The sequence below is a fragment of the Streptomyces sp. ICBB 8177 genome (assembly GCF_003144095.1).
Taxonomy (GTDB): domain Bacteria; phylum Actinomycetota; class Actinomycetes; order Streptomycetales; family Streptomycetaceae; genus Streptantibioticus_D.
Window position 1 is genome coordinate 880,101 of the sequence record NZ_NSKH01000018.1, and the last position, 26,392, is coordinate 906,492.

Here is a 26,392-nt window from a genome sequence, read left to right on the forward strand (position 1 = left end):
GCCTACCAGCGCAGGAGTACGAGTTCGGAGCAGAAGCCCGGCCCCATCGCGAGCAGCAGCCCGGGCGTTCCGGCCAGCGGTCGCCGAAGGGCCAGGGTGTCGCGCAGGATGTGCAGGACGGAGGCGGAGGAGAGGTTGCCCACCTCGGCGAGCGAACGCCACGTCAGTTCCAGGGCCCGGGCGGGCAGGCCGAGCGAGTCCCGGACGGCCTCAAGCACCTTCGGTCCGCCCGGGTGGCAGACCCACGCCGTCACGTCCTGGGTCTTGAGGTCGTGGTCGGCGAGGAAGGCGCGGACCTCGTCGCCGAGGTGGCGGCGGACCAGGTCGGGCAGATCGCTCCCCAGCACGATCCGGAAGCCCCGGTCGCCGATGTCCCAGCCGAGCAGGCGTTCGGTGTCCGGATAGAGATGACTGCGGGTCGCCACGACGGCGGGGCCACCGTCCGGCGAGCCGCTCGGATGACTCCCGCCCACCGCGACGACCGCCGCCGCGCCGTCCCCGAACAGGGAACCGGCCACCATGTTCGCGGCCGAAGCATCACCACGTTGCAGGGTCAGCGAGCACAGCTCGACGGACAGCAGGACCGCGACATCGCCCGGATGACCCGCCAGGTAGTCGTGCAGCCTGGCGATTCCGGCGGCGCCGCCCACACAGCCGAGACCGAAGACGGGCACCCGTTTCACGTCCGGACGCAACCCCAGACGCCCCGCGAGTCGGGCCTCGATCGACGGGGCCGCGATACCCGTCACCGAGGTGGAGATCACCAGATCCACGTCCCGCGCGCCGAGTCCGGCCTCGGCCAGAGCCCCGTTGACCGCCTGCTCCCCGAGTTCCAACGCCACGTCGATGAAACGGTCGTTGGCGGAGCCGAAGCCGCTCAGACCCGTGTACCACTCCAGGGGCATGGCCAGCCGGCGAGTCCGGACCGCGGAAGTGGCGTGCAGCCGGTCGAGCACCCCGCGCTCGCCCCGCCGCGCCAGCCCCATGGCCGCGAGGGCCTCCGTGATCTCGTGCTGCTCGTACTGGTGCCGCGGAAGGACTCCGTGCACAGCGGCGATTCGCATCATCGGCCCAGCATAGGAACAATTACGTCCAAATATCCTTTATGGGGCGCGGTGTGGGGTGTGCTCGCTCGGAAGTTCCGCCGGACGCGTTCGGTCCGCCCTCACCGGCTTCGTGCGACTGCGGCCGCCGGCCGTTCGCGGCGGTCACACCGAAGAGGAGTCGCGCGCGGGAAGGGCGCGCAGCCAGTCGGCGGGCTGCCTGGGGCGGTACGACCATCGAGCGAGTCCGCCCGCGCCCTCAGCAGTGCGGCCGGCACCGCCGTGAGTTCGGCGCGCGTGGTCCGATGGACGGGGTGCGCGACGGCCAGGGGCTCCGCCAGCAGGTCGAGGCGCTTCCCGAATCGCCCGGCAGGGCCTGGCGGCCTCGTAGGTAAGCGTCCGGGTGCGTCCGTTGTCCGGCGGCACCAGGTGGAGCGCACCGCCGCCCCGCCCAGGACCGGCGTCCGGTTGGCAGCGAGGCTCAAATCCGCGCTCACTGCGCTTCACCCGACGACACACCGAGCCGTATCGGCCGGGCGCCGTGAGGGAGGCGACCTAACATCGTGACGTGCCGCGCAGCGCAGTTCACACCGTGGATCCCCGAAGCACCGGTGCACTCGACGAGGTGAAAGCACGTCAGTGCGGTGCAGCGTGGACGGGGCTGGTCCGCGCCTGCCACCCGGAGCCCACGGTGGCGGTCACCGTGCTGATCACCGCGCTCGCCGTGGTTTCCGGGCGCGGCGTACTCGGCTGCCTTCTGGTCGCCTCCGCCGTGCTCACCGGCCAGCTGTCGGTGGGCTGGTGCAACGACCGCGTCGATCTGGTACGCGACGCCACGGCGGGCCGGGACGACAAGCCGCTGGTGACCGGCGCTTCGGGCCCCCGGACGGTGATGATCGCGGCGGCCTGCGCGCTGGGCCTGTGCGTTCCGCTCTCGCTGGCAAGCGGTCTCACCGCGGGCGCCGCCCACTTGACCGGTGTAGCGGCTGCCTGGGGTTACAACCTCGGCCTCAAACGAACCGTGGTCTCCTGGCTGCCCTACGCCCTGGCCTTCGGCCTGCTCCCCGCCTTCGTCACCCTCGGGCTGCCCGGCCACCCGTGGCCCGCCGCCTGGGCTGTCGCCGCCGGCGCACTGCTGGGGGTGGGGGCACACTTCACCAACGTGCTCCCCGACATCGACGCAGACCTCGCGTCGGGAGTCCGCGGACTGCCGCAACGCCTCGGCCGGCGACGCTCCCGCACGCTCGCGCCGCTACCTCTCGTCGCAGCCTGCGCCGTCCTGGTGTTCGGGCCCCCGGGTACGCCGGGCCCTCTGGGATGGGCCGCCCTCGCCGTCACCGCCGCCCTGGCCGTCGCCACCGCCCTTCCCTCCGGGGCGAATCCCCGCAGCAGGCTCCCGTTCCTGGCCACTCTCGTGATGGCGTCAACGGCTGTGGCGCTGCTCCTCGTCCACGGTGCCACCCTCGCGTGACGGGCGGCGTGTGCTACGCGGAACGAGAGCGGGAACAAGTGCTGGCAGCGGCCCCATCCTCCCGCCGGTTCGGTTAGGCTCACGCCCTCTCCCACCGACTAGGAGTCCGGCGATGAATGTGGGCCTGCAGCACGACAAGCGCGGCACGAGACCGTCGCGGAGGCTGTGGCAACTGCTCGCGCTGGCAGCCGTGGCGACAACGGCCGCAACGAGCTGCGGGCCGAACACCGATGCCTACGTCGCCCTCCAGAACGCCATGAAATCCCACATAACCAACGTGGACCACCGTCCGGTCGCGTCCGTGTCCTGCACTCCGCACGTCCACGACACCATGCGCGAGGAGACCGCCCACCTGCGGTGCCTGGTCCGCTTCCGGGACGGCACGTCCTACACGGCCAGTGCTGCCATCCGTAACCAGAATTCAGGCGGTACCCACAACCGGCCCGACGCCTACACCTGGGACAGTCCGCCGCCTGCGGGATGACACGTGCCAGCGCACGCGCCGCGGCCGTCGGCTCCAACGAGCCGCACCAGACGCTCGGTCAGGACAGACCGTCGCCACATCGGCGGCGCCGGGCTCAGCCTCCGTCCCGCCCCGCTCAGCCAAGACGGGCACGGCCAACCGGCGAGGGCCGACCCGCTCCCCGTTTAGCGGGCCCGGGCACGCGAGCTGTACGGCACAGGACCCGACCGGGCAGTTGCGTTCTTATGCACGGGCACGCGACCGGCAACAGGCATCACCCACCGGACAACGCCCTTGCGCCGCTTCGAGGTCGGGGCTACTCCTCCTGGCCGGCGCGTAGGACGAGCATGGCACGGGCTTCGACCTCCACCTCGCTGCCGGCTTTGATCAGCGGGCGGTACTTGGTGTAGGGGATGGCCGTGTCGACCTCTACCGCCCACCAGGGCTCGAAGTCTTCGGGCACGGTGAAACGGAGAGCCTCGTAGTGGGCGTTGAACATCATGAGGAACGAGTCGTCCTCGACTGGCAGGCCGCGCAGGTCGGGTTCGGTGATGGCTTTGCCGTTGAGGTACACCACAAGGGATTTGGCGAACCCGGTCTGCCAGTCGCTGTCGGTCATCTCACGCCCCGCGGGGGTGAGCCAGGCGATGTCCTTCGCCTTGACACCATTGCCGCCGGGAACGCGACCGTTGAAGAACCGCCGACGGCGGAAGACCGGATGGTCTCGGCGGAGCGCGATGAGCCTGCGGGTGAAGTCCAGCAGTTCGCTGCCCTGAGAGACGCTCGACCAGTCGATCCAGGTCAGTTCGTTGTCCTGGCAGTAGGCGTTGTTGTTGCCGCGTTGCGTGCGGCCGAGTTCGTCGCCGTGCAGCAGCATCGGAACACCTTGGGACAGCAGCAAGGTGGCGATGAGGTTGCGCTGTTGCCGCGCGCGCAGCGCGAGGATGCCACGATCCCTTGTCGGGCCTTCTTCGCCGCAGTTCCAGGAGCGATTGTGGTTCTCGCCGTCCTGGTTGCCCTCGCCGTTGGCCTCGTTGTGCTTCTCGTTGTAGGAGACCAGGTCGTGCAGGGTGAAGCCGTCGTGTGCGGTGACGAAGTTGACGGAGGCGTAGGGGCGGCGCCCGTCGTTCTGGTAGAGGTCGGAAGATCCGGTCAGGCGGGATGCGAACTCGCCGAGCGTGCCCCCTTGGCCGCGCCAGAAGTCGCGTACGGTGTCGCGGTACTTGCCGTTCCACTCGGTCCACAGGGGCGGGAAGTTGCCGACCTGGTAGCCGCCGTCACCGACGTCCCACGGCTCGGCGATGAGCTTGACCTGGGAGATGACGGGGTCCTGCTGGACCAGGTCGAAGAACGACGACAGGCGGTCGACCTCGTGGAACTGGCGGGCGAGCGTCGCGGCAAGGTCGAAGCGGAACCCGTCCACGTGCATCTCGGTCACCCAGTACCGCAACGAATCCATGATCAACTGGAGGGTCTGCGGGTGGTTCATCCGCAGGCTGTTGCCCGTGCCGGTGGTGTCCCAGTAGAAACGGGGGTCCTGCTCGGACAGTCGGTAGTAGGCGGCGTCGTCCAGGCCACGGAAGGAGAGCACTGGGCCGAGATGGTTGCCTTCAGCGGTGTGGTTGTACACCACGTCCAGGATCACTTCGATCCCCGCCTCGTGCAGACCCTTGACCATGGACCGGAACTCCTGGACCTGCTCTCCCCGTTGGCCGGAGGAGCAGTACGCGTTGTGCGGCGCGAAGAAGCCGATGGTGTTGTATCCCCAGTAGTTCGACAGGCCGCGCTCGACCAGGGCGTGATCCTGGACGAACTGGTGGACCGGCATCAGTTCCACGGCCGTGACGCCCAGCCTGACGAAATAATCGATCATGGCCGGATGCGCCAGAGCGGCGTACGTCCCGCGCATCCCTTCCGGGATCGCCGGGTGCGCCTGCGTCATGCCCCTCACGTGTGCCTCGTAGATCACCGACTCGTGGTAAGGCGTCTGCGGCGGGTGGTCACTGCCCCAGTCGAAGTACGGGTTGACCACGACTGACCTGGGCACGAACGGCGCGGAATCCAGGTCGTTCCGCCGGTTCGTCCTGCCGAAGCGATAGGGGAACAACGCCTCGTTCCACTCGATTCGGCCCTCGATCGCCTTGGCGTAAGGATCGAGCAGAAGCTTGTGGGGGTTGCAGCGCTCGCCGCGCTCCGGCCGGTACGGCCCGTGCACGCGGAACCCGTACCGCCGGCCCGGCCCGACGTCCGGCAGGTAGGCGTGGTGGACGAAGCCGTCCACTTCCTTCAGCTCGACGCGCTCCTCGGCGCCCTCGTCGTCGAAGAGGCACAGCTCCACCCGGTCCGCCGCCTCGGAAAAGACCGCGAAGTTCGTTCCCGCGCCGTCGAACGTCGCCCCCAGTGGCGACATCCGGCCAGGTCGAGGCCCCACGTCCGTGCTCTGCTGCCAGACCTGCATGACAACGCCCCCTCCCCGAGCGGCCGCGCACAGACGCGGCTGTCTGCACTGTCAGTGCCCGCGCGCCGCCAAAGCATGCCTGCCCGGAACACACGAAGCTGTCAGGCTCGCAGGACGGTCAGGCAGGCGCGGGCGGCCGTGTTCAGGGCCCTGTGACGATGCCGGCCGGGGCTTCGGCGGACGGGGCGGTCGTCCGGTCCGCGTTCCGGCTTCGCGCTGTGGAGCGGTCCCCGACGGCTCGTGGGCTGCCCGCGTCCACTTCGCCGGTCTCCGTCCGCCAAGCGCCGCCCTGCTGTGCGTGGTTCATTCGGGGACGGTGGCGGCGGGCGGGGCCCACCGGCGAGCGGGGGGCACGGCGCCGGGGACGCCGTAGTCCTTCTTGAGGTGTTCGGGGATGGCGTAATGCATGACGCGTCCGCGGGTGAGGGAGGACAGCTCGAGGGCGGTGGTCAGGTGACCGAGCCGGTCCAGCGCCCATGCTCCGAAGGGGGAGCGGTCCTCGATGGACTCCAGTACGCCGAGGACGTGGGGCACGGCCTTGACGAGGGTGTCCCACCGGGTGTGGGAAACACCGAGCCAGTCGGCGCAGGTGTCGCCGATGAGGTAGCGGATGAGCGCGGAGACGATCGGGTCGAAGAAGGTCCCGGGCACGACCGCCTCGTAGAGGTCGACGAGTTGCCGGGTCAGATGGGCGCCTTCCTCGGACGGCCCCATGTGCCGGATCATGTACAGGTCGAGGAAGTGCCTGGCGCTGTCCAGCGTCCTGGGTACGGCGTCCTGGTCGACGCCGAGCATGGCACCGACCACACGCCAGGCGTAGTAGTAGGCCTCCGCGCCGTCCGCGGACATGTGGACTCCGAGGCGGTGCAGGCTGTCCAGGACGAGCAGGGAGAAGAACATCTGCCCCCCGATCATGTCCTCCTGGCAGATCGGCGTCCCGAGCGCACCGGTGTCCCAGCGGTTCTCCCGCTTGAGGTGGTGACGGATGGAGGCGTGCAGGAGCCGGACCTTCTGTGCTGCGGGGATGAAGCGGCTGCCGGCCTCGAAGGCGTCGGGTCGCATGAGGTACACCGTGAACTGGCCCGTCTCCGCCATCCGCTTGGAGGGGTACTCCAGTCCGTGGGCGGTCGACAGCAACTTCGCCACGTGCGGGACGACGTAGCACGCAGGCATGGAGGCGAAGGAAAGCGCGGTGGAGATGTGTACGTTGTTGTCGATGAAGAACAGTCGTGCCTTCTCCATCTCCTCCCAGTCCACCCAAGCCGGCGGAACGCTTGTGGCCTGGAGGTATTCTCGCGCGACATCGGGCAGTCCTTCCGGCAGGGGAGCCCCGGCGGTGGAGACGTAGCGCATCAGGGTGTTGAACTTGCCCACCTCCCCGCGTTCGAAGAGGGCGGCGACAGTGGCATCGGCGAGATCGTCACCGGTCCGCCGCAGGGCATCCATGGAATCCTCGGTGTAGGTCATGTCAGCGCTCCTTGTCTTTCACGGGCGTGGCCGGCGGACGAGACGTCGCCGGCGGACAGGGCGTGGCCGGCCGAAGGTGGACCAGGGCGCGCCTCGCGGCACGGGTTCAGAACGAGCGGACCGTCGCCGAACGCGCCAGTGCGGTCAAGGCCGAGGCGGCGTGTGCGGGGGCTTCCAGCTGGCGCAAAGCACCGAGGGCCTCCTCGACTCGCGCGGTGATCATGGCCTCGACGCGGTCGGGAGCCCGCAGCCGACGCATCACCTCACGGACCGCGTCCAGCCCCTCCGCGTCGAGATCGCGTCGGCCCAGGAGGGCTCGCAACCGTACCCGCTCGTCATCACCGGCGAGACGCCAGGTCTCCGCAAGCAGGGCCGTAGGCCGGTGGCCGCGCACATCGTCGGCGCTGTCCTTACCGGTGCGTCCCGGGTCGCCGAACAGGCCGAGAAGGTCGTCCCGCAGTTGGAACGCCTCGCCCAGCGGCAGCCCGTACGCGGAGTAGCCCTCGCACACCCGCTCGCCGGCCCCGGCCAAGGCGCCGCCGATCAGAAGGGGTTGCTCGACGGTGTACTTGGCTGTCTTGTACCGGATCACCTTCAGCGACGCCGTGAGGTCCACATCGGTCCCGGTACGCAGGATCTCCAGGCACTCTCCCGCGACCAGCTCCCGGGCCAGCGACGACCACAACGGGCGGGCCCGCGCCAGGTACGCGGCGGGCAGACCACTGGTGGCGAAGAGCTGACCGGCCAGCGACATCAACAGATCACCTACCAGCATCGCCAGCGACTTGGCGGCAGCGACGGTACGCCGGCGCCGGCGCACAGCAGCGCGCAGGGCAATGTGTGCCGTGGGACGGCCATGCCGTAACGGGCTCTCGTCGATGAGGTCGTCGTGCATCACCGCGGCGGCGTGCACCAGCTCCATCGAGGCCGCTGCCCGCACCAGTGCGTCGCTGTCCGGCTGCCCCACGGCGCGCCAGCCCCAGTAGCAGAACGCCGCCCTCAGCCGTTTGCCGTCCGCGACCGCCGCCTCCAACTGCCCGGCCACCGGCCCCAGTAGCGGATCGATCGCCGTCAACTGATCGGCCTCCTGGGCGACGAAGTGGTGCAGCACCTCGTCGACGCGGGCCTTGAACGCGGCCGGCTCCCACCGGTCAGCCACCATCGGCGGCCTGCCGAGCCAAGGCGTACTGGGCAAGAATCTCCAGGTGGGCCGGGGGAACAGCCGAGCACCGGTCCAGGACAAGGCGCCCACGTGCCATCAGATCGTCCTCCGCGTCCGCCACCAGCGCCGCGGTGTCCGAGCGACGCAGCAGACCCCGCACCTTTCCCATCATCGACCCCAGGGAGCTGACCGTCAGATCAGCCAACCCAGCGGCCAGCCACACCGCCCGCTCGTCCAGGCCCCCGCCTCGTTCTGCTCCTCGCGTCATCCCGTCCCCTCCAGACACGTTCTTTCGGCGCCGACCGCACGCCACCCTTTCCAGAGTCGCGTCGCGCCGAGCGTACGAAGAGAAGAACTCACGAAAGAGTGATCGGATCGTTTGTCTGTACGGTCTTTCCAGGAGGTTTTCCGCACATCGAAGGGACCTGGGACAGATCACGCAGGGTTCTGGGGCGGACACGTCCGACCCGGGGTTGCCATTCCCGATCAGCGCGGGCGTCTCGGCTGCACCTTGATCCGCCGACGAGTGGTGTCGGAAGGTCCGCGCAGGCGCGTGGTCTCGCAGCCTGCTGACCTCTGCACCGGACCGGGGAGCGAACAGTTGACAGTGGGCCGCTCCCATGAAATCAACCGATTAACTGACGACTTTGTGTGTTGCAGGTGTCGGGAGTGCTCAACGTGAAGTTCGTCTTCGACAACTCCCGTTTCAGATAAGGGATTTGAGGCTCACCGTCAACCCTTTGGCGGCGAGATCACCCCATCGCGGCAATCTCGTCGGACTATCGAATCAACCTCGCCGTCGGCGGGGATCGATCGTGAAGAGCCTGAGACCTCAGGCTGCCCGTCGCTCTTCCAGCCCCGCGCTCATGGACCCCACCTCTACGAGGGAGAGTTCGATCGATGACTGTCGAAGCCGACCCGCAAGCGCAGCCGGAGCACCCGCAGCAGACCAGCCTGAGTACGGCTGCTGCCCGCAACCTCGCGACCACGACCAAGTCCGTCCCGCAGATGCAGGAGATCACCTCCCGTTGGCTCCTGCGGCTCCTTCCATGGGTCGAGACCAAGGGCGGCACCTATCGGGTGAACCGTCGGCTGAGCTACACCGTCGGCGACGGACGGGTGGACTTCATCCAGGACGGTGCCCAGGTCCGGGTGCTCCCGCGCGAGTTGGGCGAACTGGCCTTCCTCCGCGGCTTCGACGACGAAGAGGTGCTGAAGGCGATCGCCGACCGGTGCGTGCAACGCGACTTCCAGCCCGGTGAAACACTGGTGGAAGGCGGGGCCTCGGCCGACCGGCTCCACCTGATCGCTCACGGGCGGGTACGCCAGACCACCGTCGGCAAGTTCGGCAACAAGGTGGCCGTCGGGGTCCTCGCCGACGGCGACCGTTTCGGTGATCAGGCGCTGTTGGACAGCGAGGGGCAGTGGGAACACACTGCCACCGCTGAGACAGCCGGCACCTTGCTGACCCTGTCGAGGGAGGACTTCGCCGCCGTGCTGTCCTCCTCGCAGAGCCTGCAGGCCCACATCCGCGAGTTCAGCGCCATTCCCCGCCAACGGCAGAACCGCCACGGTGAGGCCGAGATCGCCATGTCCTCGGGCCATACCGGTGAGCCGGAGCTGCCCGGCACGTTCGTCGACTACGACTTGAACCCGCGCGAGTACGAACTGTCGGTCGCACAGACGGTACTTCGCATCCACACGCGAGTCGCCGATCTCTACAACGATCCGATGGACCAGACCGAGCAGCAGTTGCGGCTCACCATTGAGGCGTTGCGCGAACGGCAGGAGTACGAGCTCGTCAACAACCGGGACTTCGGTCTCCTGCACAACGCCGACTTCAAACAACGCATCCAGACCCACTCCGGCCCGCCCACCCCCGACGACCTCGACGAGCTGCTGTGCCGGCGCCGCGGCTCGCAGTACTTCCTCGCCCACCCTCGCGCCATCGCCGCGGTCGGCAGGGAGTTCAACGCCCGCGGCCTCTACCCGACCCACGTCGACCTCGGCGGTCAACAGGTCCCGGCGTGGCGGGGAGTGCCCATTCTCCCGTGCAACAAGATTCCCATCACCGCTGACAACACCAGCTCGATCCTGGTCATGCGTACCGGCGAGGACAACCAGGGTGTCATCGGGCTACGGCAGACCGGTCTGCCGGACGAGTACGAACCAGGCCTGTCGGTGCGCTTCATGAACATCAACGAACGGTCGATCATCTCCTACCTCGTGTCCACCTACTACTCCGCGGCCATCCTCGTCCCGGACGCACTGGGTGTGCTGGAGAACGTGCAGATCGGCCGCGAGGGCGACTGACGCGCTCCTGCCGTGACCAGTAGACAGGCAGCCGGCCGGCTCGCCCCCGGCCGGCCCGACCCGCATGCCGCGCGGCAGCCGTCCGCCACGTCAAGGAGCCAGCATGTCCGTCTCCGAGCCCTCACCCCTGGCCAAGCACCCTCCCGGCGCCGCCCTCCATGCCCCAGCAGGCGCCGGCCCCGTGCCCGCCCCCGTCACGGTCAGCGAGCCCGCTGCCGTAACCGGAGGGGTGCCCCACGCCCCCGCGCCGCCGCCTCGCCCACCCGCGCCGAGCGGCGTCCCCGACGACGTGCCGGTGGCCGGCCCCCAGCCCCCGCGGCGCCTGGCCGGCCCCACCGGCCTGGGCACGACGGGCGTGCACCCGTGGCGGCCCGGGAAGCCCACGGGTCCGGACGGCACCGCGATTCCCGGCTCGTGCCCCCAACTCGTGCCCGCACCCGTCCCGACCATTGAGCCCGTGGCCGTAACCGGAGGCGTGCCCCACACCCCTGCGCCGCCGCCGTCACCTCGTCCGGTCCGGCCGAGCAGCATCGTCGAGGGTGTGCAGGTGGCCGGCCCCGCGGCGCAACGGCTCCTGCGCGGCCCCCGAGGCCTGGGCACGACGGGTGCACGCCCGCAGCCGACCATGACGGCTGCGAACCCGGTCGGCAATCCGATCCCCGGCCTGTACTACCACCCGGTGCCGGAGCCCGATCCCCTGCGAGTGGCGGAGGTCGACCGCCGAATCAAGGCCTGGGCGATCGACGAGATCGACCTGTACCCCGCCGAATGGGAAGAGCAGTTCGACGGCTTCTTCGTCGGCCGCTACATGGTCGCCTGTCACCCGGACGCCCCCACCATCGACCACCTGATGGTCGCCGCACGCCTGATGGTCGCGGAGAACGCCGTCGACGACTGCTACTGCGAGGATCACGGAGGTTCACCCGTCGGCCTGGGCGGGCGCCTCCTGCTCGCCCACACCGCACTCGACCCGGTGCACACCGCGGCGGAATACCAGCCGGCCTGGGCGCAGTCGCTGCGGTCCGACGCCCCCCGCAGGGCCTACCGGTCCGCCATGACGTACTTCCTCGACCAGGCCAGCCCCTCCCAAGCCGACCGCTACCGACACGACATGGCCCGCCTGCACATGGGGTACCTCGCCGAGGCCGCGTGGGCGCAGACGGAGTACGTCCCCGAGGTGTGGGAATACCTCGCGATGCGCCAGTTCAACAACTTCCGCCCCTGTCCCACCATCACCGACACCATCGGCGGCTACGAGCTGCCCGCGGACCTGCACGCCCAGCCAGCCGTCCAGCGGATCATCGCGCTCGCGGGGAACGCCACCACCCTCGTCAACGACCTGTACTCCTACACCAAGGAGCTCGCCAGCCCTGGCAAGCACTTGAATCTCCCGGTGGTCATCGCCGAGCGTGAGGGCATGCCCGAGCGCGAGGCGTACCTGAAGGCCATCGACATCCACAACGACCTGATGCACGCCTTCGAGGCCGAAGTCGCGTCGCTGACGGCCGCCCATGCGCTGCCGAACCTGCTGCGCTTCCTTCGCGGCGTCGCCATGTGGGTCGACGGCAACCACTACTGGCACCAGACCAACACCTACCGCTACAGCCTGCCCGACTTCTGGTGAACGGAGAAGCCTATGAGCAGCACCGGGTCCACCTCCACGTCAGCCCTTACCATCCCGCGGCCGCAGACGCCGTACCAGGGGGACATCGCACGATACTGGGACAGCGAAGCCCGGCCGGTGAACCTGCGCCTCGGAGATGTCGACGGTCTGTATCACCACCACTACGGCATCGGCGACGTCGACCACACGGCCATCGGTGACAGCGACGACGCGCAACACGAAGAGCGGCTGGTCGCGGAGCTCCACCGACTGGAGTCGGCGCAGGCCGCCTTCCTCCTCGACCACCTCGGGCCCATCGGCCGCGGCGACACCCTCGTGGACGCCGGCTGCGGGCGCGGCGGGTCGATGGTCATGGCCCACCAGCGCTTCGGATGCAGCGTCGAAGGCCTCACCTTGTCGAGCAAGCAGGCCGAGTTCGCCAACGCACGCGCTGACGAGCTCGGCATCGCCGACCATGTCCACGCCCGCGTGTGCAACATGCTCCACATGCCCTTCGACACCGGTCAGATCGCGGCCTCGTGGAACAACGAGTCGAGCATGTACGTCGATCTGCACGACCTGTTCGCCGAGCACTCGCGCGTCCTGGCCGTCGGCGGCCGTTACGTGACCATCACCGGCTGCTGGAACCCGCGCTACGGTCAACCGTCGAAGTGGGTCTCACAGATCAACGCTCACTTCGAGTGCAACATCCACTCCCGCCGCGAATACCTGCGCGCCATGGCGGACAACAGGCTCGTTCCCCAGACCGTCATCGACCTGACCTCCGCGACCCTGCCCTACTGGCGGCTACGCGCCACCTCCTCACTCGTGACAGGCATCGAAGACGCCTTCCTCAACTCCTACCAGGACGGCTCCTTCCAGTACCTCCTCATCGCAGCCGACCGCATCTGACCCCCGCCTGCAGGCGGCGGCCGCCTGACCCGCGGGACTCCTCCTCCGCGTCGGCAACGCCCGGGGGAGGAGGCCGCGGCGCCGCGATGACGCTGCCGGTGCGCAAGGTGGCGGCAGGCTGAACAGGGCCTTCGCCCGAACCGGCCCACGCCCTCGGCGCGACGCGTACAGACGGGCGGGCATCCGGACTCACGTAACGGACCCGCCCAACGCGTCGCGCCTTCGGTCCGTTCACAGGAAGTGCCGCAGCGGCATGACGGCGGTCTCCTTGGCGCGATGAAGCACCGCCCTACGTCTCCATCGCATGAGGTCGATCTCGGTGCTGCGCAGCAGGTCGGCCTCGTAGTCGCGGTCGAGAGCGGCGGTGAACCTCTCGTCCAGGACCGCGAGCATGACCTCTTCGTCGTGGTCCATGGAGCGGCGGTTGAAGTTGGTGGATCCGATGAGGGAGGCGACGGAGTCCACGGTGATGATCTTGGCGTGCATCATGGTCGGCTGGTAATGGTGGATGCGCACTCCGGCTTGCAGGAGGGTCGTGTAGTGGTGTTGACCGGCGAGTTGGCAGGCACGCTGGTCAGTGTGGGGACCGGGCAGCAAAATCTCCACTCGCACGCCGCGACGCGCCGTCTCGCAGAGCAAGTTGATGAAGTAGGTGTCGGGGGCGAAGTACGCGGTGGCGAGCCGAAAGCGCTCTTCGGCGGAGGTGAGCATGACGCGGATGAGGGTCTGCATGTCCTGCCAGCCGATGCTCGCGGAACCACGGACGACCTGCACCACCGACGAGCCTGTCTGCGAGTGTTGTGTGAAGCGGTCACGGTCGTCGAAGAGTTCTTCGTGGCACTCCGCCCAGTTCTGTGCGAAAGCGGCTGCGATGCCGTCCACGGCCGGACCGCGGACCTGGACGTGCGTGTCCCGCCACTCGGCCGGGTTGCGAGCGTCACCGCACCATTCCTCGGCGATGCCGACGCCCCCGGTGAAGGCCGTGTGCTCATCGACGATGAGAGCCTTGCGGTGACAACGGTGGTTCTGCTTGAACGGCGACAGCCATACGGGCTTGCGGAACCAGGCCACCTGCACACCCGCAGCGCTCATCACGTCCAGTAGCTCCCGCTCGATCCGTTTCGCGCCGAATCCGTCGAGCAGTAGCCGCACTCGCACCCCGGCGCGGGCGCGCTCGGCCAGAGCCAGGGCGAAGTCACGGGCGATCTGACCCCGCCAGTACACGAATGTCATCAAGTCGATGGTGTGCCGGGCCGACCGGATCGCACCGAGCATCGCAGGGAAGATCTCGTCGCCGTTCCGCAAGGGCACCAAGTCGTTGCCTTCGGTGGCGGCCACGCCGATCAGCCGCTCCAGGCGGCGACGCAGTCGCTGCTTGCGCGCCGCCGTGTCACGTGTGGTTACGCGAGCAGCAGGTGGCGTTGCAGCGTCGAGTATCACGTCGAGTCCCCACTGGGTCAGACGACAGAAAGGTGGGCTCGTACGAGCCCGTACAAACGGATGCCCGGCCTGCACAGGCCTACTCCAGCGGTCCGGAGCGAGCACGAGGCACCCGGACCAGCCGCAGGGGCTTCGCCGGCGCGCGGCGGACCTACCGTGCTACCGGGGTCGTCGGGGCCGAACCCGGTCGCGGCGACCCCGGTAGCGAAGAGCGCGCCGGACGATGAGAAAGCGGCGGCGGCGATCGGTCAGCCCACGCAGGCGCGACAGGAAAAGGCACGCCGACCGTGCCCGCCGGGCGGCGCCTCACCTTCCACCAAGGCCCACCACCTCGGGCTGCTCGCTGGTGAGGTGGCCGGTGAGGTCGCTGACCTCTGAATGGGGTCACGGCAGGCGCCCAGCGACAGCTCAGCCATGTCCGGCCGCCGGAGTATTACCCCCGGGCGCGGTGTGCTGTGCGCCGACGGCGATCGCGTGCAGCCGCAGCCCGGCGCAGCGGCGCCCCACGGCGTCGGACAGCCTCCACCCGCCGGGAGGCTGTTGCCCAACCCCCGTCCGCTCTGCTCGACTTCGCCGGGCGCGCAGCAACTGCACGCACTGGAAGAAGCACTCACCTCGGCAAAGGGCCCGGTCGGTCAGGCTCGGACCGCGGTCGTCACCGGGGGCGGCGCAATGGGCAAGACCTCCCTCGCCCTGCAGGTGGCCCACCGCCTCGCGGACCGCTTCCCCGACGGCCAGTTCTTCGCCGACCTCGGCGGTACCGACCTCACACCGCACGACCCTCACCACGTCCTGAGCGGCTGGCTCAGGGCCTCGGGGTGGGAGGTCGACCCGCGTGGCCTTGCCGCGTCGCCGTGCTGGTGAGCCTCACGCTCCTCTATTGAGCCCACCGGCGTTCGCTCGTAAGGCTGGTGACGGCCTGTCTACCCGATTGGCCGGGGCACTGGAGAGCAACCTTGATTCCCGGGCCCGCGGCGCATCACCGGGGAGTCTCGTCACGTGGTGCGGCCAGCTGTCAGTTTCTTGCGGCGGCCATGGGTATGCGCGGTGGTGATGCCATGCCGACGGCCGCGGTGCCGGGAGCTGGTGGTCCGTGGCTGAGCCCGCCAGGTGCGCGAATGCTGGTCGGCCAGCCTTGGTCTACGCCCTGCTGCTCGAATGCGCCGCCCGCCTCGCACAGACATGGCCGTCCAGTTGAAGATGCGATCTTTTTCCTCGGAAGGGGTTGTCCATGGGCCAGACCGTGGTCGTCACAGGAGCCAGCGGCGGCATCGGCCGAGCCGTCGTCCGGGCGTTCGCCCGGCGTGGTGCGAGCATCGGGCTGCTCGCCCGCGGCCGTGCCGGCCTGGAGGCGGCGGCTCGCGAGGTGGAGGAGCTGGGCGGCAAAGCGATCGTCGCTCCAACCGATGTCGCCGACCACGCGCAGGTGGAAGCCGCGGCGGACGCGGTCGAGAACGCGTTCGGGCCGATCGACGTATGGATCAACGTGGCGTTCACCTCGGTGTTCGCGCCGTTCGCCGACATCGCCCCGGAGGAGTTCAAACGCGTCACCGAGGTGACCTATCTCGGGTACGTCCACGGCACCCAGGTCGCCCTGTCCCGCATGCTGACCCGCGACGCGGGGACCATCGTCCAGGTCGGCTCAGCGCTGGCCGAGCGGTCGATCCCGCTGCAGTCCGCGTACTGCGGAGCCAAGCACGCGGTCAACGGTTTCACGTCCTCCCTCCGCACCGAGCTGCTTCACAACGGCAGCAACGTCCATGTGACCGTGGTCCAGATGCCCGCGGTCAACACCCCGCAGTTCTCCTGGGTCCTCTCGCGCCTTCCCCGCCACCCGCAGCCCGTGCCGCCGATCTACCAGCCTGAGGTCGCCGCCCGCGCGGTGGTGTACGCCGCCGACCACCCGCAGCGCAAGCAGTATTACGTCGGTGGCTCCACGGTTGCCACGATTCTCGCCAACAAGGTGGCACCCGCCCTGCTCGACCGGTACCTGGGCCGCACCGGATACGACTCGCAGCAGACGGACCAGGAGGTCCCAGCGGGCCGACCGGGCAATCTGTGGGAGCCCTTGGACGGGGACGACGGCCACGACTTCGGTGCCCACGGCGCATTCGACGACCGGTCTCACGACCGCGCCCCGCAACTGTGGGCCTCACAGCGTCCGTTGATCACCTGGGGCACGGTGGCGGCCGCAGCGTCCGTCGCGTCGGCCGCACTCGTCATGGCCCTGCGGAGCCGGAACCGGTGAGGCTCTCGCGTCTCTTCCAGGCGCCCGTCCAGGCGGGCGCCTGGACCTTGGGCGAAGCCCACGGCACCAAAGGAGCGACGTGCTCCGAAAGCTCGGTCGTGGTCACCCAGTCGGGTTGCGGACGGCGGCGCTGAGGACCGCCCGGCGTGTCTGCCTGGTGAGCGCGAGTGCTCCGGCCGCGGCGAACGCGCTGGCCAAGACGAAATCGGCGACAGCTCCCGTGCGCCACCGCTTGCTGTAGCGTGCGAGGCCCAGGGCGGAGACGGCGTGGAGCACGTCGGCCGCCACGCCGACACCGACGGCCGCTGGACGGCCGGTGACGCTCAGCGCGACACCCTGCGCCAGATGACGTAGACCCAGGACCCGCAGCACGGCCTGGGCTCGTTCGTTGTCGGTGTGCGGGACCCCCGGACAGCTCCGGATCACTGTGTCCGGTCGAAGTGTGAGGAGAGCACCCCAGGCGAGGCGGGTGCAGTCGACTCGGGAGAGTGTGGACATCAGCGGCGGTCTCCCATCCAGGATGCCGTGGCACGGACGCGCGTAGGGGATCACGGACTGTGCTCGCGCGCGGTCTGGTTTCTGAGGCCGGGCAGGCGGGTGAGGGCACTGGCAGCGACCACGGTGACCGCCAGCCCGACGAGCATGCCGTACAGGGGTGGACCGGGCCTGGCGATGCCGGAGGCGATCAGCAGCGCCGTCGCGGCTGCCGGAGGGTGGTGGGCGTCCAGGAGAGTCAGACAGAAGAGGGTGGCGGCGGCCGCCAGGGCCTCCGCGGCGATCTGCGCCGGGGTGTCGTGGTTGGTCTGGGCGACTGACGCGTGATTCCATAGACCGAACACCGCCAGCAGGGCGAGCCCGCAGGCCACGGCGCTCGCGTGGCCGACGACAGCGTTGCGTACTCGGGAACCGGCTGTGTCGGGGTGAGCGAGAAGCACGTAGGCGGTCGGGCCCACCGTTGTGGTCAGCACCACCCAGCCCAGGCCGTGGCCGAGTGCTCCGACGCCCGCGAGGAGGACCGCGGACAGGACGAACAGCCGCACAGACACAGCCAGCCGCCCGAACGGGCCGGCGCGCCCCGTCCCGTCCTCGCCCGCAGTCGCCGTCATCCGCCTCACCATGAGCCGATGGGTACCGCACCTGGGGAGGGGTAAACGCCCTCTTCCTCACGTTGGCAGGAGGTGGCGGTTCCCGTGAGGGCGCCGCCAGCCGGACCAGTCCGGTTCGTTCGGGAGAAGGAACAGTACCGGCCAGGCGAGGATCGGCGGAGTTTGGGCCCGGGCGTTCGCGGACACCTGGGCATGGCCGCGGAGGGTTGCCGCCTGACAAGTCACGGAGAACTCATGGCTCTGGTTGCCGACTTCGTTCTGGAACGTGTGCGCGAATAGGGAGTCCACCGGATCTTCGGCTATCCGGGGGACGGCATCAACGGGATGCTGGGGGTGTTCGACCGCGCCGATGGGGATCCTGAGTTCATCCAGACGCGGCATGAGGAGATGGCCGCGTTCATGGCCTGCGCGCATGCCAAGTTCACGGGGGACGTCGGCTGCTGCGCCGCGACGTCGGGGCCGGGAGCGGTGCATCTGCTCAACGGCCTGTACGACGCCAAGCTGGACCACCAGCCGGTCGTGGCGATCGTCGGGGCAGCAGAAGCGGCTGTGCCTCGGCTCCCACTACCAGCAGGAAATCGCGCTCGAGCAGTTGTTCGCGGACGTCTCCGAGTACTGCCAGATGGTCACCCACCCCGGTCAGGCGCGACACGTGATCGACCGGGCTTTCAAGACGGTGCTGACCACCCGCTCGGTCGCGACGATCATCATTCCCGAGGACATCCAGGAGTCGGACGCTCAGCCCTCGCCACCGAAGGCGCACGGTTCGGTGTTCTCCAGCGTTGGCTGGAGCCGCCCACGGATGCTTCCTGACGAGGGCGAACTGCGGAAAGCCGCGGACGTCCTGAATGCCGGGACGAAGGTGGCCATGATCGTCGGGCAGGGCGCCGCGGAAGCGGACGCCGAGGTCGTGGAGACGGCCGAACTGCTGGGCGCGGGCGTGGCCAAGGCACTGCTGGGCCGTGAGGTACTGCCCGACGACCTGCCGTTCGTCACCGGCCCGATCGGCCTGCTGGAGACCAAGGCGAGCGACAACATGATCCGCGGCTGCGACACCCTGCTGATGGTCGGCACCAGTTTTCCCTACGCCGAATGGCTGCCGGACGAGGGGCAGGCACATGGCGTGGAGATCGACATCGACGGGCGGATGATCGGCATCCGCTACCCCATGGACGCCCACCTGGTCGGCGACGCCCGCGAGACGCTCAAGGCACTCATCCCGCTGCTGCGCCGCAAGGAGGACCGAGGCTGGCGCTAGGGCATCGAGAAGGACGTGCGGGAGTGGAACGACGTCCTCGACAAGCGGGCCGCACAGTCCTTCGGTGGCAAGGTCAACCCGCAGGCCATCGCCCACGAGTTGTCTCCGCGCCTGCCGGACGGATGCATTTCGACCGCTGACTCTGGCTCAGGCACCAACTGGTGGGCCCGCCACCTGAAGCTCCGCAAGGGCATGCGCGCGTCGCTGTCCGGAACACTCGCCACCATGGGCCCCGGGACCCCCTACGCAATCGCGGCGAGGTTCGCCTACCCCGACCGGCCGGTGATCGCCTTCGTCGGGGACGGCGCGTTCCAGATGAACGGCATGAACGAGATGATCACCATCAAACGCTACTGGGACCGGCTGGCGGGATCACCCCCCTTCATCTTCTGCATCTTCAACAACCAGGACCTCAACCAGGTCACCTGGGAACAGCGGGCCATGGCCTGTGACCCGAAGTTCCCCGGCTCGCAGTACATCCCGGACGTGCCGTACGCCAAGTACGCCGAGCTGCTGGGGCTCAAGGGGATCCACTGCGACTCGTCCAAGAAGGTGGGCGCGGCGTGGGGCGAGGCGCTGGCGAGCGACCGGCCCGGTCGTCCTAGAGTTCAAGTGCGACCAGGAGATCGCCCCCATCCCGCCGCACATCATGCTCGAACAGGGGAAGAAAGCCGCGAAGGCAGCGGTGCACGACCCCGAGCGCGTCGGCATCGCGGCCCACGGCGTACGGCAGAAGCTCACCGAGATCGCCGAACACCTGCCCGGCCGCGGCCAGGACTAGGCCGTTTCTTTCGGATCACCTCGCTGACCAGATGAAGATGGCGGCGAGGTGGAGTCCGGCCAGGTAGATGGTGGCGGTCTTGTCGTAGCGGGTGGCCAGACCGCGCCACTGCTTGGGCTTGTTGATGCAGCGTTCGACCGTGTTGCGCTGCTTGTACGCCTCGCGGCCGAAGGCCGGCGGTCTTCCGCCTGACCGGCCGCGCTTCGTGCGGTGGGCGATCTGGTCGGCTGGTTGCGGGATGACAGCGCGGATCCCGCGCTGCCGCAGATGGGCCCGGATCTTCCTGGATGAGTAGGCCTCGTCGGCCAGGACCACATCCGGTGTGGTCCTGGGCCTGCCGGTCGGCCGGGGCACCCGCAGGCGCAACATGACCTCGGTGAACGCGGGCTGCCTGGCCAGGCGTGATGACGAACGCGAGCGGTCGGCAGCGACTGTCCGCTGCGAGGTGAATCTTGGTGGTCAACCCGCCGCGGGACCGTCCGAGGGCGTGATGCTCCGGCTCGCCGACCGGGGCCCCCTTTTGACGGGCCCCGGCGGCGTCATGGTGAGCGCGGACGACGGTGGAGTCGACCGCGACGACCCAGTCCAGCTCGCCTTCCGCGTCGGCCTGGGCCAGTAGGGCGGTGAAGACCTTCCCCCAAGTGCCGTCGGCGGCCCACTTCCGCAGCCGGTTGTGGACGCCCTTCCATGAGCCGAAGTGCTCAGGCAGGTCCATCCAGGGTGTCCCGGTGCGGTACTTGAACGCGATCGCGTCAATCACCTGCCGGTGATCACGCCACCGCCCACCACGCTGCGGAGTCCGGTCCGGCAACAACGGCTCGATTCGTGCCCACTGGGCGTCAGCCAACGACACACACCCACCAACGATCGGATGATCAGAAGGAAACGGCCTAGTGGTGAGGAACCGCGGCCCGCGAATCCGGAATGTCTCAACCAAACCATGCGCCTTGACACCAGGCGCGTCCATCCCGAGCTGTCCTACACCATGCGGTGAGCACCGCTTCCGAACCGGCCGCGCCGCGTGTTCGGAGCGGGCGAAGCCGGTCTCGGGAGGGCCACGGGACGGTGTGATGGCTCGCTGTTTCGCCGGGCCGGGTTGGCCACCCTGCGCCCGTCGTGGCGGCACGTCAGGTGTGGGACAACCGCTCGATGAGTCCTGATCTTGACGGCTGACTCATCCACGAAGCGCTAGTGCGGCCGGACGCGGGCGACGGGCGCCACGTTGGTCGCCTTGGCGCCGACCGTGTCGAAACTTACCCGCTGGCCCTCACGGATGGTCTGCGTCTCCATGCCCGAAAAGGGGCGGGCGAGCCCGTCGTCGCTCTCGATGATGCCTACGTAGTCACGGTCGTTGGACAGGACGATCCGCCCGCGCATCATTCTGCTCCTATTGGTCAACGACCCTCCCCTCGCTCCACTGTGTGACTCGGCAAATACTATGTGTTCCCGCAGGGCTGCCCGCTCGGTTTCCGCCAAGCGCCCAAGCGCGGGCTCCGGCCGCAGTCGATCCGGGGGCGCCCATGGCCGGCGTGGGCGAGCGGGCGGGCACCGCTGGCGTTGAGAGCGGGTTTCTGGCTGAGGAAGTCCTGGGCGTCGACCCCGCTCCGGCGCAGGGGCTGCCGATGAGGCCGGGGAAGCGGGAACGTAGGCCCGGCGGCCTTCTACACGAAGCGGGGAGGTGGCGCCTGGCTCAAGGGCCGGCCGGCGCACCGAGGCGACGAGTGAAGGTGCGGGCCGAGGCGCGCGCTTGACGTCGTTCCGGGGGATACCGACCTGCGCTGAGAGGCGGCCGCCTGCCCGCACCCGCGCGAACCGGTCATGCGAAGGTCTGCGTGGTGTGGGCGTGGTGCAGTTGCTGTAGCACGGTGCTTTGGTGCTCGGCACGCTCGATGAGGGTGTCGAGCTGCTGCTTGTCGAGCCGATCGTCGCTGTCCGCGATGGTGCGCAGTGCGCGCCATCCCGATGCCTTGCCCTCGACACCGGCACGGAGCATTTCCAGCTCCAGAAGGGAGCTGAGCGGCGAGCGGTGTACCACTCGGCCGTTCGGCTTCAAACGGCCGGCCTTCTCGGCCAGGTAGCCGAGGGCGTTCACGCGGCGGCGGGCCGGGATGCCCAGCTTGTTCATGATCTCTACCAGTGACGCCCTGTCGTCTGCGATCTCGGCCGCCAGCCGCTCGATCGCCGCCCTGTCAGTGAAGTGCCGACCGGCTGTGACCATGCGACGGGCCAGGTTGGTGCCGAGCCCGGCGCCGGCCAGGTGGTCGTTGAGGTAGACGTCCAGCAGCCGTTGCCGATCGCTTGGCATATTCCCCCCGTTCTGTCCTGGACTCTTCATGTGATGTGGCATCAGCAGGATCCTGGTGCGCGGGGCTCCAGCTCATCGCCGTGGTGCGGCAATTCGGGCGGTTCAGTGACGAGTTGTTTGTGCAGCCTACCCAGGGCCTGGCCCGGTAGGCAGGACAGGTGCGTCTGGGAGAGGCCGATTTTCGCACCGATGGCGGATCGGGCCGTGTCGTCGCGGGCGGTCCCCTCCAACGCGATCCTGGCGGACCGTCGCGAACCTGACGGACGGTCGATTCCGTGAGCGGGCCACCTGCGGGGCCGGGGGCGGGTCAACGGCTGGCTGCGCCCACGTAACCGAGGTATCCGTCGGGGCGCACGATGACCGAGGTGCCGGGCGAGGCGTCGTACGCGGTGTGGGCATGGCCCGCGGTGTCGATGACGTAGGGGCCGGGTGAGGTCACACCCGGTGTCAGGACGGCGTAGGCGTGCGGCTCGGCAGGGGCGGGGGCGCCAAAGGTGAGGCGGGTCGGGTGCGGGCCCCTGAAGAGGTCGAAGAGCCGGATCTCCTTGCCGTCCGGGTCGGTGACCGGCGCGTCCGGGGCACGGTCGCCGGTGGTGATCCGGCTGTCGGACGTTGAGCGGTACGTGACGTCCAACTGCCGGGTGCTCTCGTCGCGCTGATGGGCGTTGTCGGCTCCCTCCTTGTGCCGTTGCAGCAGTTCGGACGAGACGCGTAGGACCCGTGCGGCCGTGGCGCGGCGCTCGGTTTCGTAGCTGTCGAGGAGCCCGGGTGAGCCGTCGGCGAGCTTCCATCCGAGGTTGTAGGCATCCTGCACTCCCGTGTTCAGCCCTTGGCCGCCGGTGGGAGGGTGGGCGTGAGCGGCGTCTCCCGCGAGGAACACGCGGCCCACACGGAAGTGTTCGGCCAGCCGCGTGTTGGGGCGCCAGATGCTCGACCAGGCCAGTCGGCTCAGCCGGACACCGGAGACGAAGCCGTCCAGGATGCGCTGGAGCGTGTCCAGGGAGGTGTCGGCCACGCCGTCGGGCAGCGCCGCGTGGAACTGGAAGAGCCGGTCGGTGTCGGGCAGCGGGGTGAGGTGGACGCCGCGCATCGGGTCCACCGCGTGGGCGAACCAGTGGGCCCACGCGTGGTCCAGTCCGTCGGCCGCCACGTCCGCGACGAGCATCCGCATGGTCTCGTCGGTCGTACCCCGGAAAGGGACGCCGAGCGTCTTGCGGACCGTACTGCTCGCTCCGTCGGCGCCCACGAGGTAGGTGGCGCGTACGGTCTCCCCGGTCGACAGGTGGGCGGTCACCCCGTCCGCGTCCTGGGTGAAGCCGGTCAGGGCTGTACCGAGTTCGGGGCGCACCCCGAACTCGGCCAGGCGGTCCCGCATGATGGCCTCGGTCTGCGACTGGCCGAGAGCCCATGGGTTCGGGTACGGCGTGTCGGGGCTCGGCGGTACGGGCTCGGCCATGCGCCGGTCCGTGACGTGGACGCCGTCGAGGTGGACGCGTGTCGTCGGTACCGAGGATCCGTGGCGGAGCACTGCGTCGAGCAGGCCCAGGTCCTCGAACACCTCCAGTGTGCGCGGCTGGAGGGTGTCTCCCCGGGATCCGGCGAAGTAACGGTCCGCTTTGTCGATGACGCGGACGTCGAGTCCGCGCCGGGCCAGGTCGATGCCCAGGGTGAGCCCGGTCGGACCGGCCCCGGCGATCAGCACATGCATGGGTCCCCCACTCGCTCAGGGTTAGTGAATAGAAATTCACTGAATCTGGATTCATGATGACCGTTGGTACGGTTCCCGTCAAGGAGGTGCCGTGAAGCGCAAGGAGAAGGCGGCGGAGACCGAGGCCGCGCTGAAGGCCGCGGCGAAGAGGGTGTTCGCGGATCGCGGCTACCTGAGCACCAAGGTCACCGACATCACCGCCGAGGCCGGACGAGCCGCGGGCTCCTTCTACAACCACTTCAGCGGCAAGGAGGCGCTGCTCGAAGCGCTGATGGCGGACATGGCGGCCGAGTCCGACCTGGTGGCTGCCGAACCCGGGCACTTGGGAGACTTCACCGACCCCGAAGCCGTCCGCCAGCACGTCGCGGTCTACATCCGCCTCTACCGCGAACACATCGGCACGATCCGGGCCATGGAACAGGCCGCGCTCGTCAGTGAGGACTTCGCCGCCGTCCTGGACCGGTACTCGGCCGCCGAGATGGACGACGTCCTCGACCACGTCACGGCAGTGTCCGACGCGGGACGCGTCCTGCCGGCTCCGCCGGAGGTCTCCGTGCGCATGGCCTTCGGGCTCGTGCACACCTTCCTTGGGACGTGGCGCCGGCGGTTCGAAGCCCTTGACGACGAACAGGTGACGGACATCCTCACACGCTTCGTCTACCGCGGCCTCAACGGACGCGACTACTAGGCGAGATGGCCCGGTGCTTGCGGGTTCGCCCGCCTCTGGGACGCAAGGGGACAGGGCGGACCCGTGTTCGGTGCGTGCCTCGGACCGGCGATGCTTTCCACCGTGTCGCCACGGTCGGGTGAAGCGTTCGGCCGCTGTACGCCACTCCACGGCGGCCTACGTGAAGGATTCCCGGCCGGAGGCTGTCCCCTCGCCGGGCCACCGGGAGAGGCGGGGCTCCTTGCTCGCGGAAAGTGGATCGTGCGACGGTGGAGGGACAAGAGAGCCTGTCCGGTGCCCCGTTGCGGGTACCGTCGCATGGCCGGTGGACGCGTCCCGGACACGGGCGTTCACCGCCCGCCTTCAGCCGCCCGGCCCTGTGCGTCAAGGCCGAGTGTCTTGGGGCTCGCAACCCCCAGGAAGGGGGCCACCCCTATGTACACGACCACGAGGATCGACGGCGGGAACGCCTCGATCACCCCGCACGGCGATATCGACTACGAGACGCTGCCCAGCCTGTTGGACGCCACGCGGGCGCTGCCTGTGACGGTGACCGCGGTCGTCTGGGACCTCCACGACGTCCCCTTCATGGATGTCGCCGGCCTGCACCTGCTGTCTGATCGCCGGCCTGGCAGCACAGTTACCCTCTTGGGCCTGCGCCCACAGTCCCAGCGCCTGCTCCACCTGGCCGCCCGTGTGTTCCCGGCTGCCGAGTGGGCCCAGCGGCCGCTGCCCGCGACGCGCGTCATCGATCGCTGACCGGGCCTTTGAGACGCGCCCTCCCTCCGATCCTCGTCGGGGAGCGCGGGCGCCGCAAGACAGCGCGTGAGAGGGCAGGCGGCCACGCCCCCCTTGACGGACCTGTAGCGATCTTGTGGTGAGATGCACTGTTGCGCGAGGAGAGTCGTGTGCGGCGGCGATGACAGGGCAGACGTCCGAGGAAACAGACATCTGCCGGAAGGGGGATGGAGACTCGGTGAGCACTGCCGAAGAACAGAGGGGTACTGAGCTGCGCGTCGCTGCCCCCGGCCCCGTGCCCACGACCGCGGGGGAAGCCCGCAGCCAGGTGAAGGAAGTCCTGGCGCGCTACGGGACGGAGACCGGGCAAGTCGTGAGTCCTGAGGTGTGTTACGACATTCTGCTGGCCGTCTCCGAGTTGGTGACCAACGCACTGCGACACGGCGCGGGGCTGAGCGCCTTCCGCGCCGCCGTCGCGAACAATGTGCTGCGCGTGGAGGTCGCGGACCACAACACCATGGCGCCGCACACCCCGGCGGGCCAGGACGGACTGACCGGGGCCGGGGGGCTGGGGTGGCCGATCGTGCAGGCCGTCGCGGCGCACGTCCAGGTCGCCGCGGGCGCCATGGGCAAGACCATCAGCGCGACGTTCCCCCTCACCTGACGCTCGCACCTCGGGCTCAGCTCCCGGCCGGCAGGTCCGCACAGGCGTCCGCCGGGAGCCGCGTGCCGTAGCGACCCCCGTCAGGCGTACGGCACCCCTCGCCTGACCCGAGTGCGGTTACAACCGTCCACAGCGTGCACAGGCGCGCATCAGTGGTGGCTGGCGCGCTTCAGGCCTCGATGAGGAGTTGTTCACGCAGACGCTTGAGAGTGCGCGAGAGCAGGCGGGAGACGTGCATCTGAGAGATGCCGAGTTCGGCGCCGATGGCGGTCTGGGTCATGTCGGCGCCGAAGCGCATCGACAGGATCGTCCGGTCGCGTTCGGGCAGAGCCGCAATGAGCGGCTTGAGGGCGGTGAGGTTCTCGACGCCCTCAAGTGCCGGGTCCTCGGTGCCGACCCGGTGGACCCAAGAAGTGCCCTCGTCCTCATCCTCGTCACTGCTCGCCGCGTCGAGGGAGGAGGCGGTGTAGGCGTTGGCGGCGACCTTCGCCTCGATGACCTCTTCCTCCTCGATGCCGAGGTGGGCGGCGAGTTCGGCGGTGGTGGGGGCGCGGTCGAGTTCGGTGGCGAGGGCGTCGGTGGCCT

At 69.1% G+C, this 26,392-nt stretch carries 22 protein-coding genes and 2 pseudogenes; 11 read left to right on the forward strand and 13 right to left on the reverse strand.

Annotation, left to right across the window (positions count from 1 at the left end; translation table 11 throughout):
• Positions 1-2: 2 nt before the first annotated feature.
• A complete protein-coding gene (locus CK485_RS12330; protein WP_109449914.1) occupies positions 3-1,067 on the reverse strand; it encodes a 3-oxoacyl-[acyl-carrier-protein] synthase III C-terminal domain-containing protein in 1,065 nt (354 codons plus the stop codon).
• 601 nt (positions 1,068-1,668) lie between these two features.
• Between CK485_RS12330 and CK485_RS12335 the strand changes: the two genes are divergently transcribed.
• Both CK485_RS12335 and CK485_RS12340 read left to right on the forward strand, forming a co-directional pair.
• Entirely contained in the window at positions 1,669-2,514 is an 846-nt protein-coding gene (locus CK485_RS12335) for a UbiA family prenyltransferase (protein WP_241968309.1), read from the forward strand.
• 112 nt (positions 2,515-2,626) lie between these two features.
• Positions 2,627-2,998, forward strand: coding sequence for a hypothetical protein (locus tag CK485_RS12340; protein ID WP_109449916.1), 372 nt, complete (start codon positions 2,627-2,629; stop codon positions 2,996-2,998).
• 295 nt (positions 2,999-3,293) lie between these two features.
• Here CK485_RS12340 and glgX read toward each other — a convergent pair whose 3' ends face one another.
• From glgX to CK485_RS29580, 4 genes are all read right to left on the reverse strand, one after another.
• Positions 3,294-5,435 (reverse strand): glycogen debranching protein GlgX, encoded by a 2,142-nt coding sequence (gene glgX, locus CK485_RS12345; RefSeq protein WP_109449918.1) that lies wholly within the window; start codon positions 5,433-5,435, stop codon positions 3,294-3,296.
• Between the two features lie 303 nt (positions 5,436-5,738).
• Complete coding sequence (locus tag CK485_RS12350; RefSeq protein WP_109449920.1) at positions 5,739-6,902, reverse strand: oxygenase MpaB family protein; 1,164 nt, start codon at positions 6,900-6,902, stop codon at positions 5,739-5,741.
• 106 nt (positions 6,903-7,008) lie between these two features.
• Complete coding sequence (locus CK485_RS12355; RefSeq protein WP_109449921.1) at positions 7,009-8,064, reverse strand: polyprenyl synthetase family protein; 1,056 nt, start codon at positions 8,062-8,064, stop codon at positions 7,009-7,011.
• Complete coding sequence (locus tag CK485_RS29580; RefSeq protein ID WP_109449923.1) at positions 8,054-8,332, reverse strand: polyprenyl synthetase; 279 nt, start codon at positions 8,330-8,332, stop codon at positions 8,054-8,056. The genes CK485_RS12355 and CK485_RS29580 overlap by 11 nt, the downstream gene beginning before the upstream one ends.
• Before the next feature lie 632 nt (positions 8,333-8,964).
• Between CK485_RS29580 and CK485_RS12365 the strand changes: the two genes are divergently transcribed.
• From CK485_RS12365 to CK485_RS12375, 3 genes are all read left to right on the forward strand, one after another.
• The gene (locus CK485_RS12365) at positions 8,965-10,377 is read left to right on the forward strand and encodes a family 2B encapsulin nanocompartment shell protein (RefSeq protein ID WP_109449925.1); all 1,413 of its coding nucleotides are present in this window, start codon (positions 8,965-8,967) and stop codon (positions 10,375-10,377) included.
• Positions 10,378-10,804: 427 nt separating this feature from the next.
• Positions 10,805-12,001 carry a family 2 encapsulin nanocompartment cargo protein terpene cyclase gene (locus CK485_RS12370; RefSeq protein WP_241968310.1) on the forward strand — a complete coding sequence of 399 codons (1,197 nt, stop codon included), beginning with the start codon at positions 10,805-10,807 and terminating at the stop codon, positions 11,999-12,001.
• Between the two features lie 12 nt (positions 12,002-12,013).
• Positions 12,014-12,892, forward strand: coding sequence for a geranyl diphosphate 2-C-methyltransferase (locus tag CK485_RS12375; protein WP_109449927.1), 879 nt, complete (start codon positions 12,014-12,016; stop codon positions 12,890-12,892).
• A gap of 231 nt (positions 12,893-13,123) precedes the next feature.
• Here the strand turns inward: CK485_RS12375 and CK485_RS12380 are convergent, their stop codons facing one another.
• Positions 13,124-14,332: a phospholipase D-like domain-containing protein gene (locus CK485_RS12380; protein ID WP_109449929.1), complete on the reverse strand. Its 1,209-nt coding sequence runs from the start codon at positions 14,330-14,332 to the stop codon at positions 13,124-13,126.
• A 672-nt stretch (positions 14,333-15,004) separates the two neighbouring features.
• On the opposite strand from CK485_RS12380, the gene CK485_RS12385 reads away from it, so the two are divergent.
• Both CK485_RS12385 and CK485_RS12390 read left to right on the forward strand, forming a co-directional pair.
• Positions 15,005-15,196, forward strand: coding sequence for a hypothetical protein (locus CK485_RS12385; RefSeq protein WP_109449931.1), 192 nt, complete (start codon positions 15,005-15,007; stop codon positions 15,194-15,196).
• Between the two features lie 367 nt (positions 15,197-15,563).
• Entirely contained in the window at positions 15,564-16,580 is a 1,017-nt protein-coding gene (locus CK485_RS12390) for an SDR family oxidoreductase (RefSeq protein WP_109449933.1), read from the forward strand.
• 102 nt (positions 16,581-16,682) lie between these two features.
• On the opposite strand, the gene CK485_RS12395 is transcribed toward CK485_RS12390, so the two are convergent.
• Both CK485_RS12395 and CK485_RS12400 read right to left on the reverse strand, forming a co-directional pair.
• Positions 16,683-17,006 carry a hypothetical protein gene (locus CK485_RS12395; protein WP_146214529.1) on the reverse strand — a complete coding sequence of 108 codons (324 nt, stop codon included), beginning with the start codon at positions 17,004-17,006 and terminating at the stop codon, positions 16,683-16,685.
• Between the two features lie 122 nt (positions 17,007-17,128).
• Positions 17,129-17,686, reverse strand: a complete 558-nt coding sequence (locus tag CK485_RS12400; RefSeq protein WP_109452885.1) for an HPP family protein — start codon at positions 17,684-17,686, stop codon at positions 17,129-17,131.
• Positions 17,687-17,977: 291 nt separating this feature from the next.
• Here CK485_RS12400 and CK485_RS12405 point away from each other — a divergent pair.
• Positions 17,978-19,725, forward strand: a pseudogene (locus CK485_RS12405) (thiamine pyrophosphate-requiring protein).
• Positions 19,726-19,740: 15 nt separating this feature from the next.
• On the opposite strand, the pseudogene CK485_RS12410 reads toward CK485_RS12405, so the two are convergent.
• From CK485_RS12410 to CK485_RS12425, 4 genes and pseudogenes are all read right to left on the reverse strand, one after another.
• Positions 19,741-20,593, reverse strand: a pseudogene (locus CK485_RS12410) (IS5 family transposase).
• 320 nt (positions 20,594-20,913) lie between these two features.
• Complete coding sequence (locus CK485_RS12415; protein WP_241968311.1) at positions 20,914-21,102, reverse strand: hypothetical protein; 189 nt, start codon at positions 21,100-21,102, stop codon at positions 20,914-20,916.
• A 439-nt stretch (positions 21,103-21,541) separates the two neighbouring features.
• Positions 21,542-22,030 carry a hypothetical protein gene (locus CK485_RS12420; protein WP_199239319.1) on the reverse strand — a complete coding sequence of 163 codons (489 nt, stop codon included), beginning with the start codon at positions 22,028-22,030 and terminating at the stop codon, positions 21,542-21,544.
• Positions 22,031-22,337: 307 nt separating this feature from the next.
• On the reverse strand, positions 22,338-23,738 hold the full coding sequence (locus CK485_RS12425; protein ID WP_109449940.1) for an FAD-dependent monooxygenase: 1,401 nt from the start codon (positions 23,736-23,738) through the stop codon (positions 22,338-22,340).
• Between the two features lie 91 nt (positions 23,739-23,829).
• Here CK485_RS12425 and CK485_RS12430 point away from each other — a divergent pair, with 91 nt between their 5' ends.
• From CK485_RS12430 to CK485_RS12440, 3 genes are all read left to right on the forward strand, one after another.
• The gene (locus CK485_RS12430) at positions 23,830-24,426 is read left to right on the forward strand and encodes a TetR/AcrR family transcriptional regulator (protein ID WP_109449941.1); all 597 of its coding nucleotides are present in this window, start codon (positions 23,830-23,832) and stop codon (positions 24,424-24,426) included.
• Between the two features lie 414 nt (positions 24,427-24,840).
• Positions 24,841-25,164 carry an STAS domain-containing protein gene (locus CK485_RS12435; RefSeq protein WP_109449943.1) on the forward strand — a complete coding sequence of 108 codons (324 nt, stop codon included), beginning with the start codon at positions 24,841-24,843 and terminating at the stop codon, positions 25,162-25,164.
• Positions 25,165-25,381: 217 nt separating this feature from the next.
• A complete protein-coding gene (locus CK485_RS12440) occupies positions 25,382-25,807 on the forward strand; it encodes an ATP-binding protein (RefSeq protein ID WP_241968312.1) in 426 nt (141 codons plus the stop codon).
• A gap of 169 nt (positions 25,808-25,976) precedes the next feature.
• On the opposite strand, the gene CK485_RS29585 is transcribed toward CK485_RS12440, so the two are convergent.
• Positions 25,977-26,392 (reverse strand): sigma-70 family RNA polymerase sigma factor (locus CK485_RS29585; RefSeq protein ID WP_241968313.1); only part of this gene is annotated, 416 nt, incomplete at its 5' end.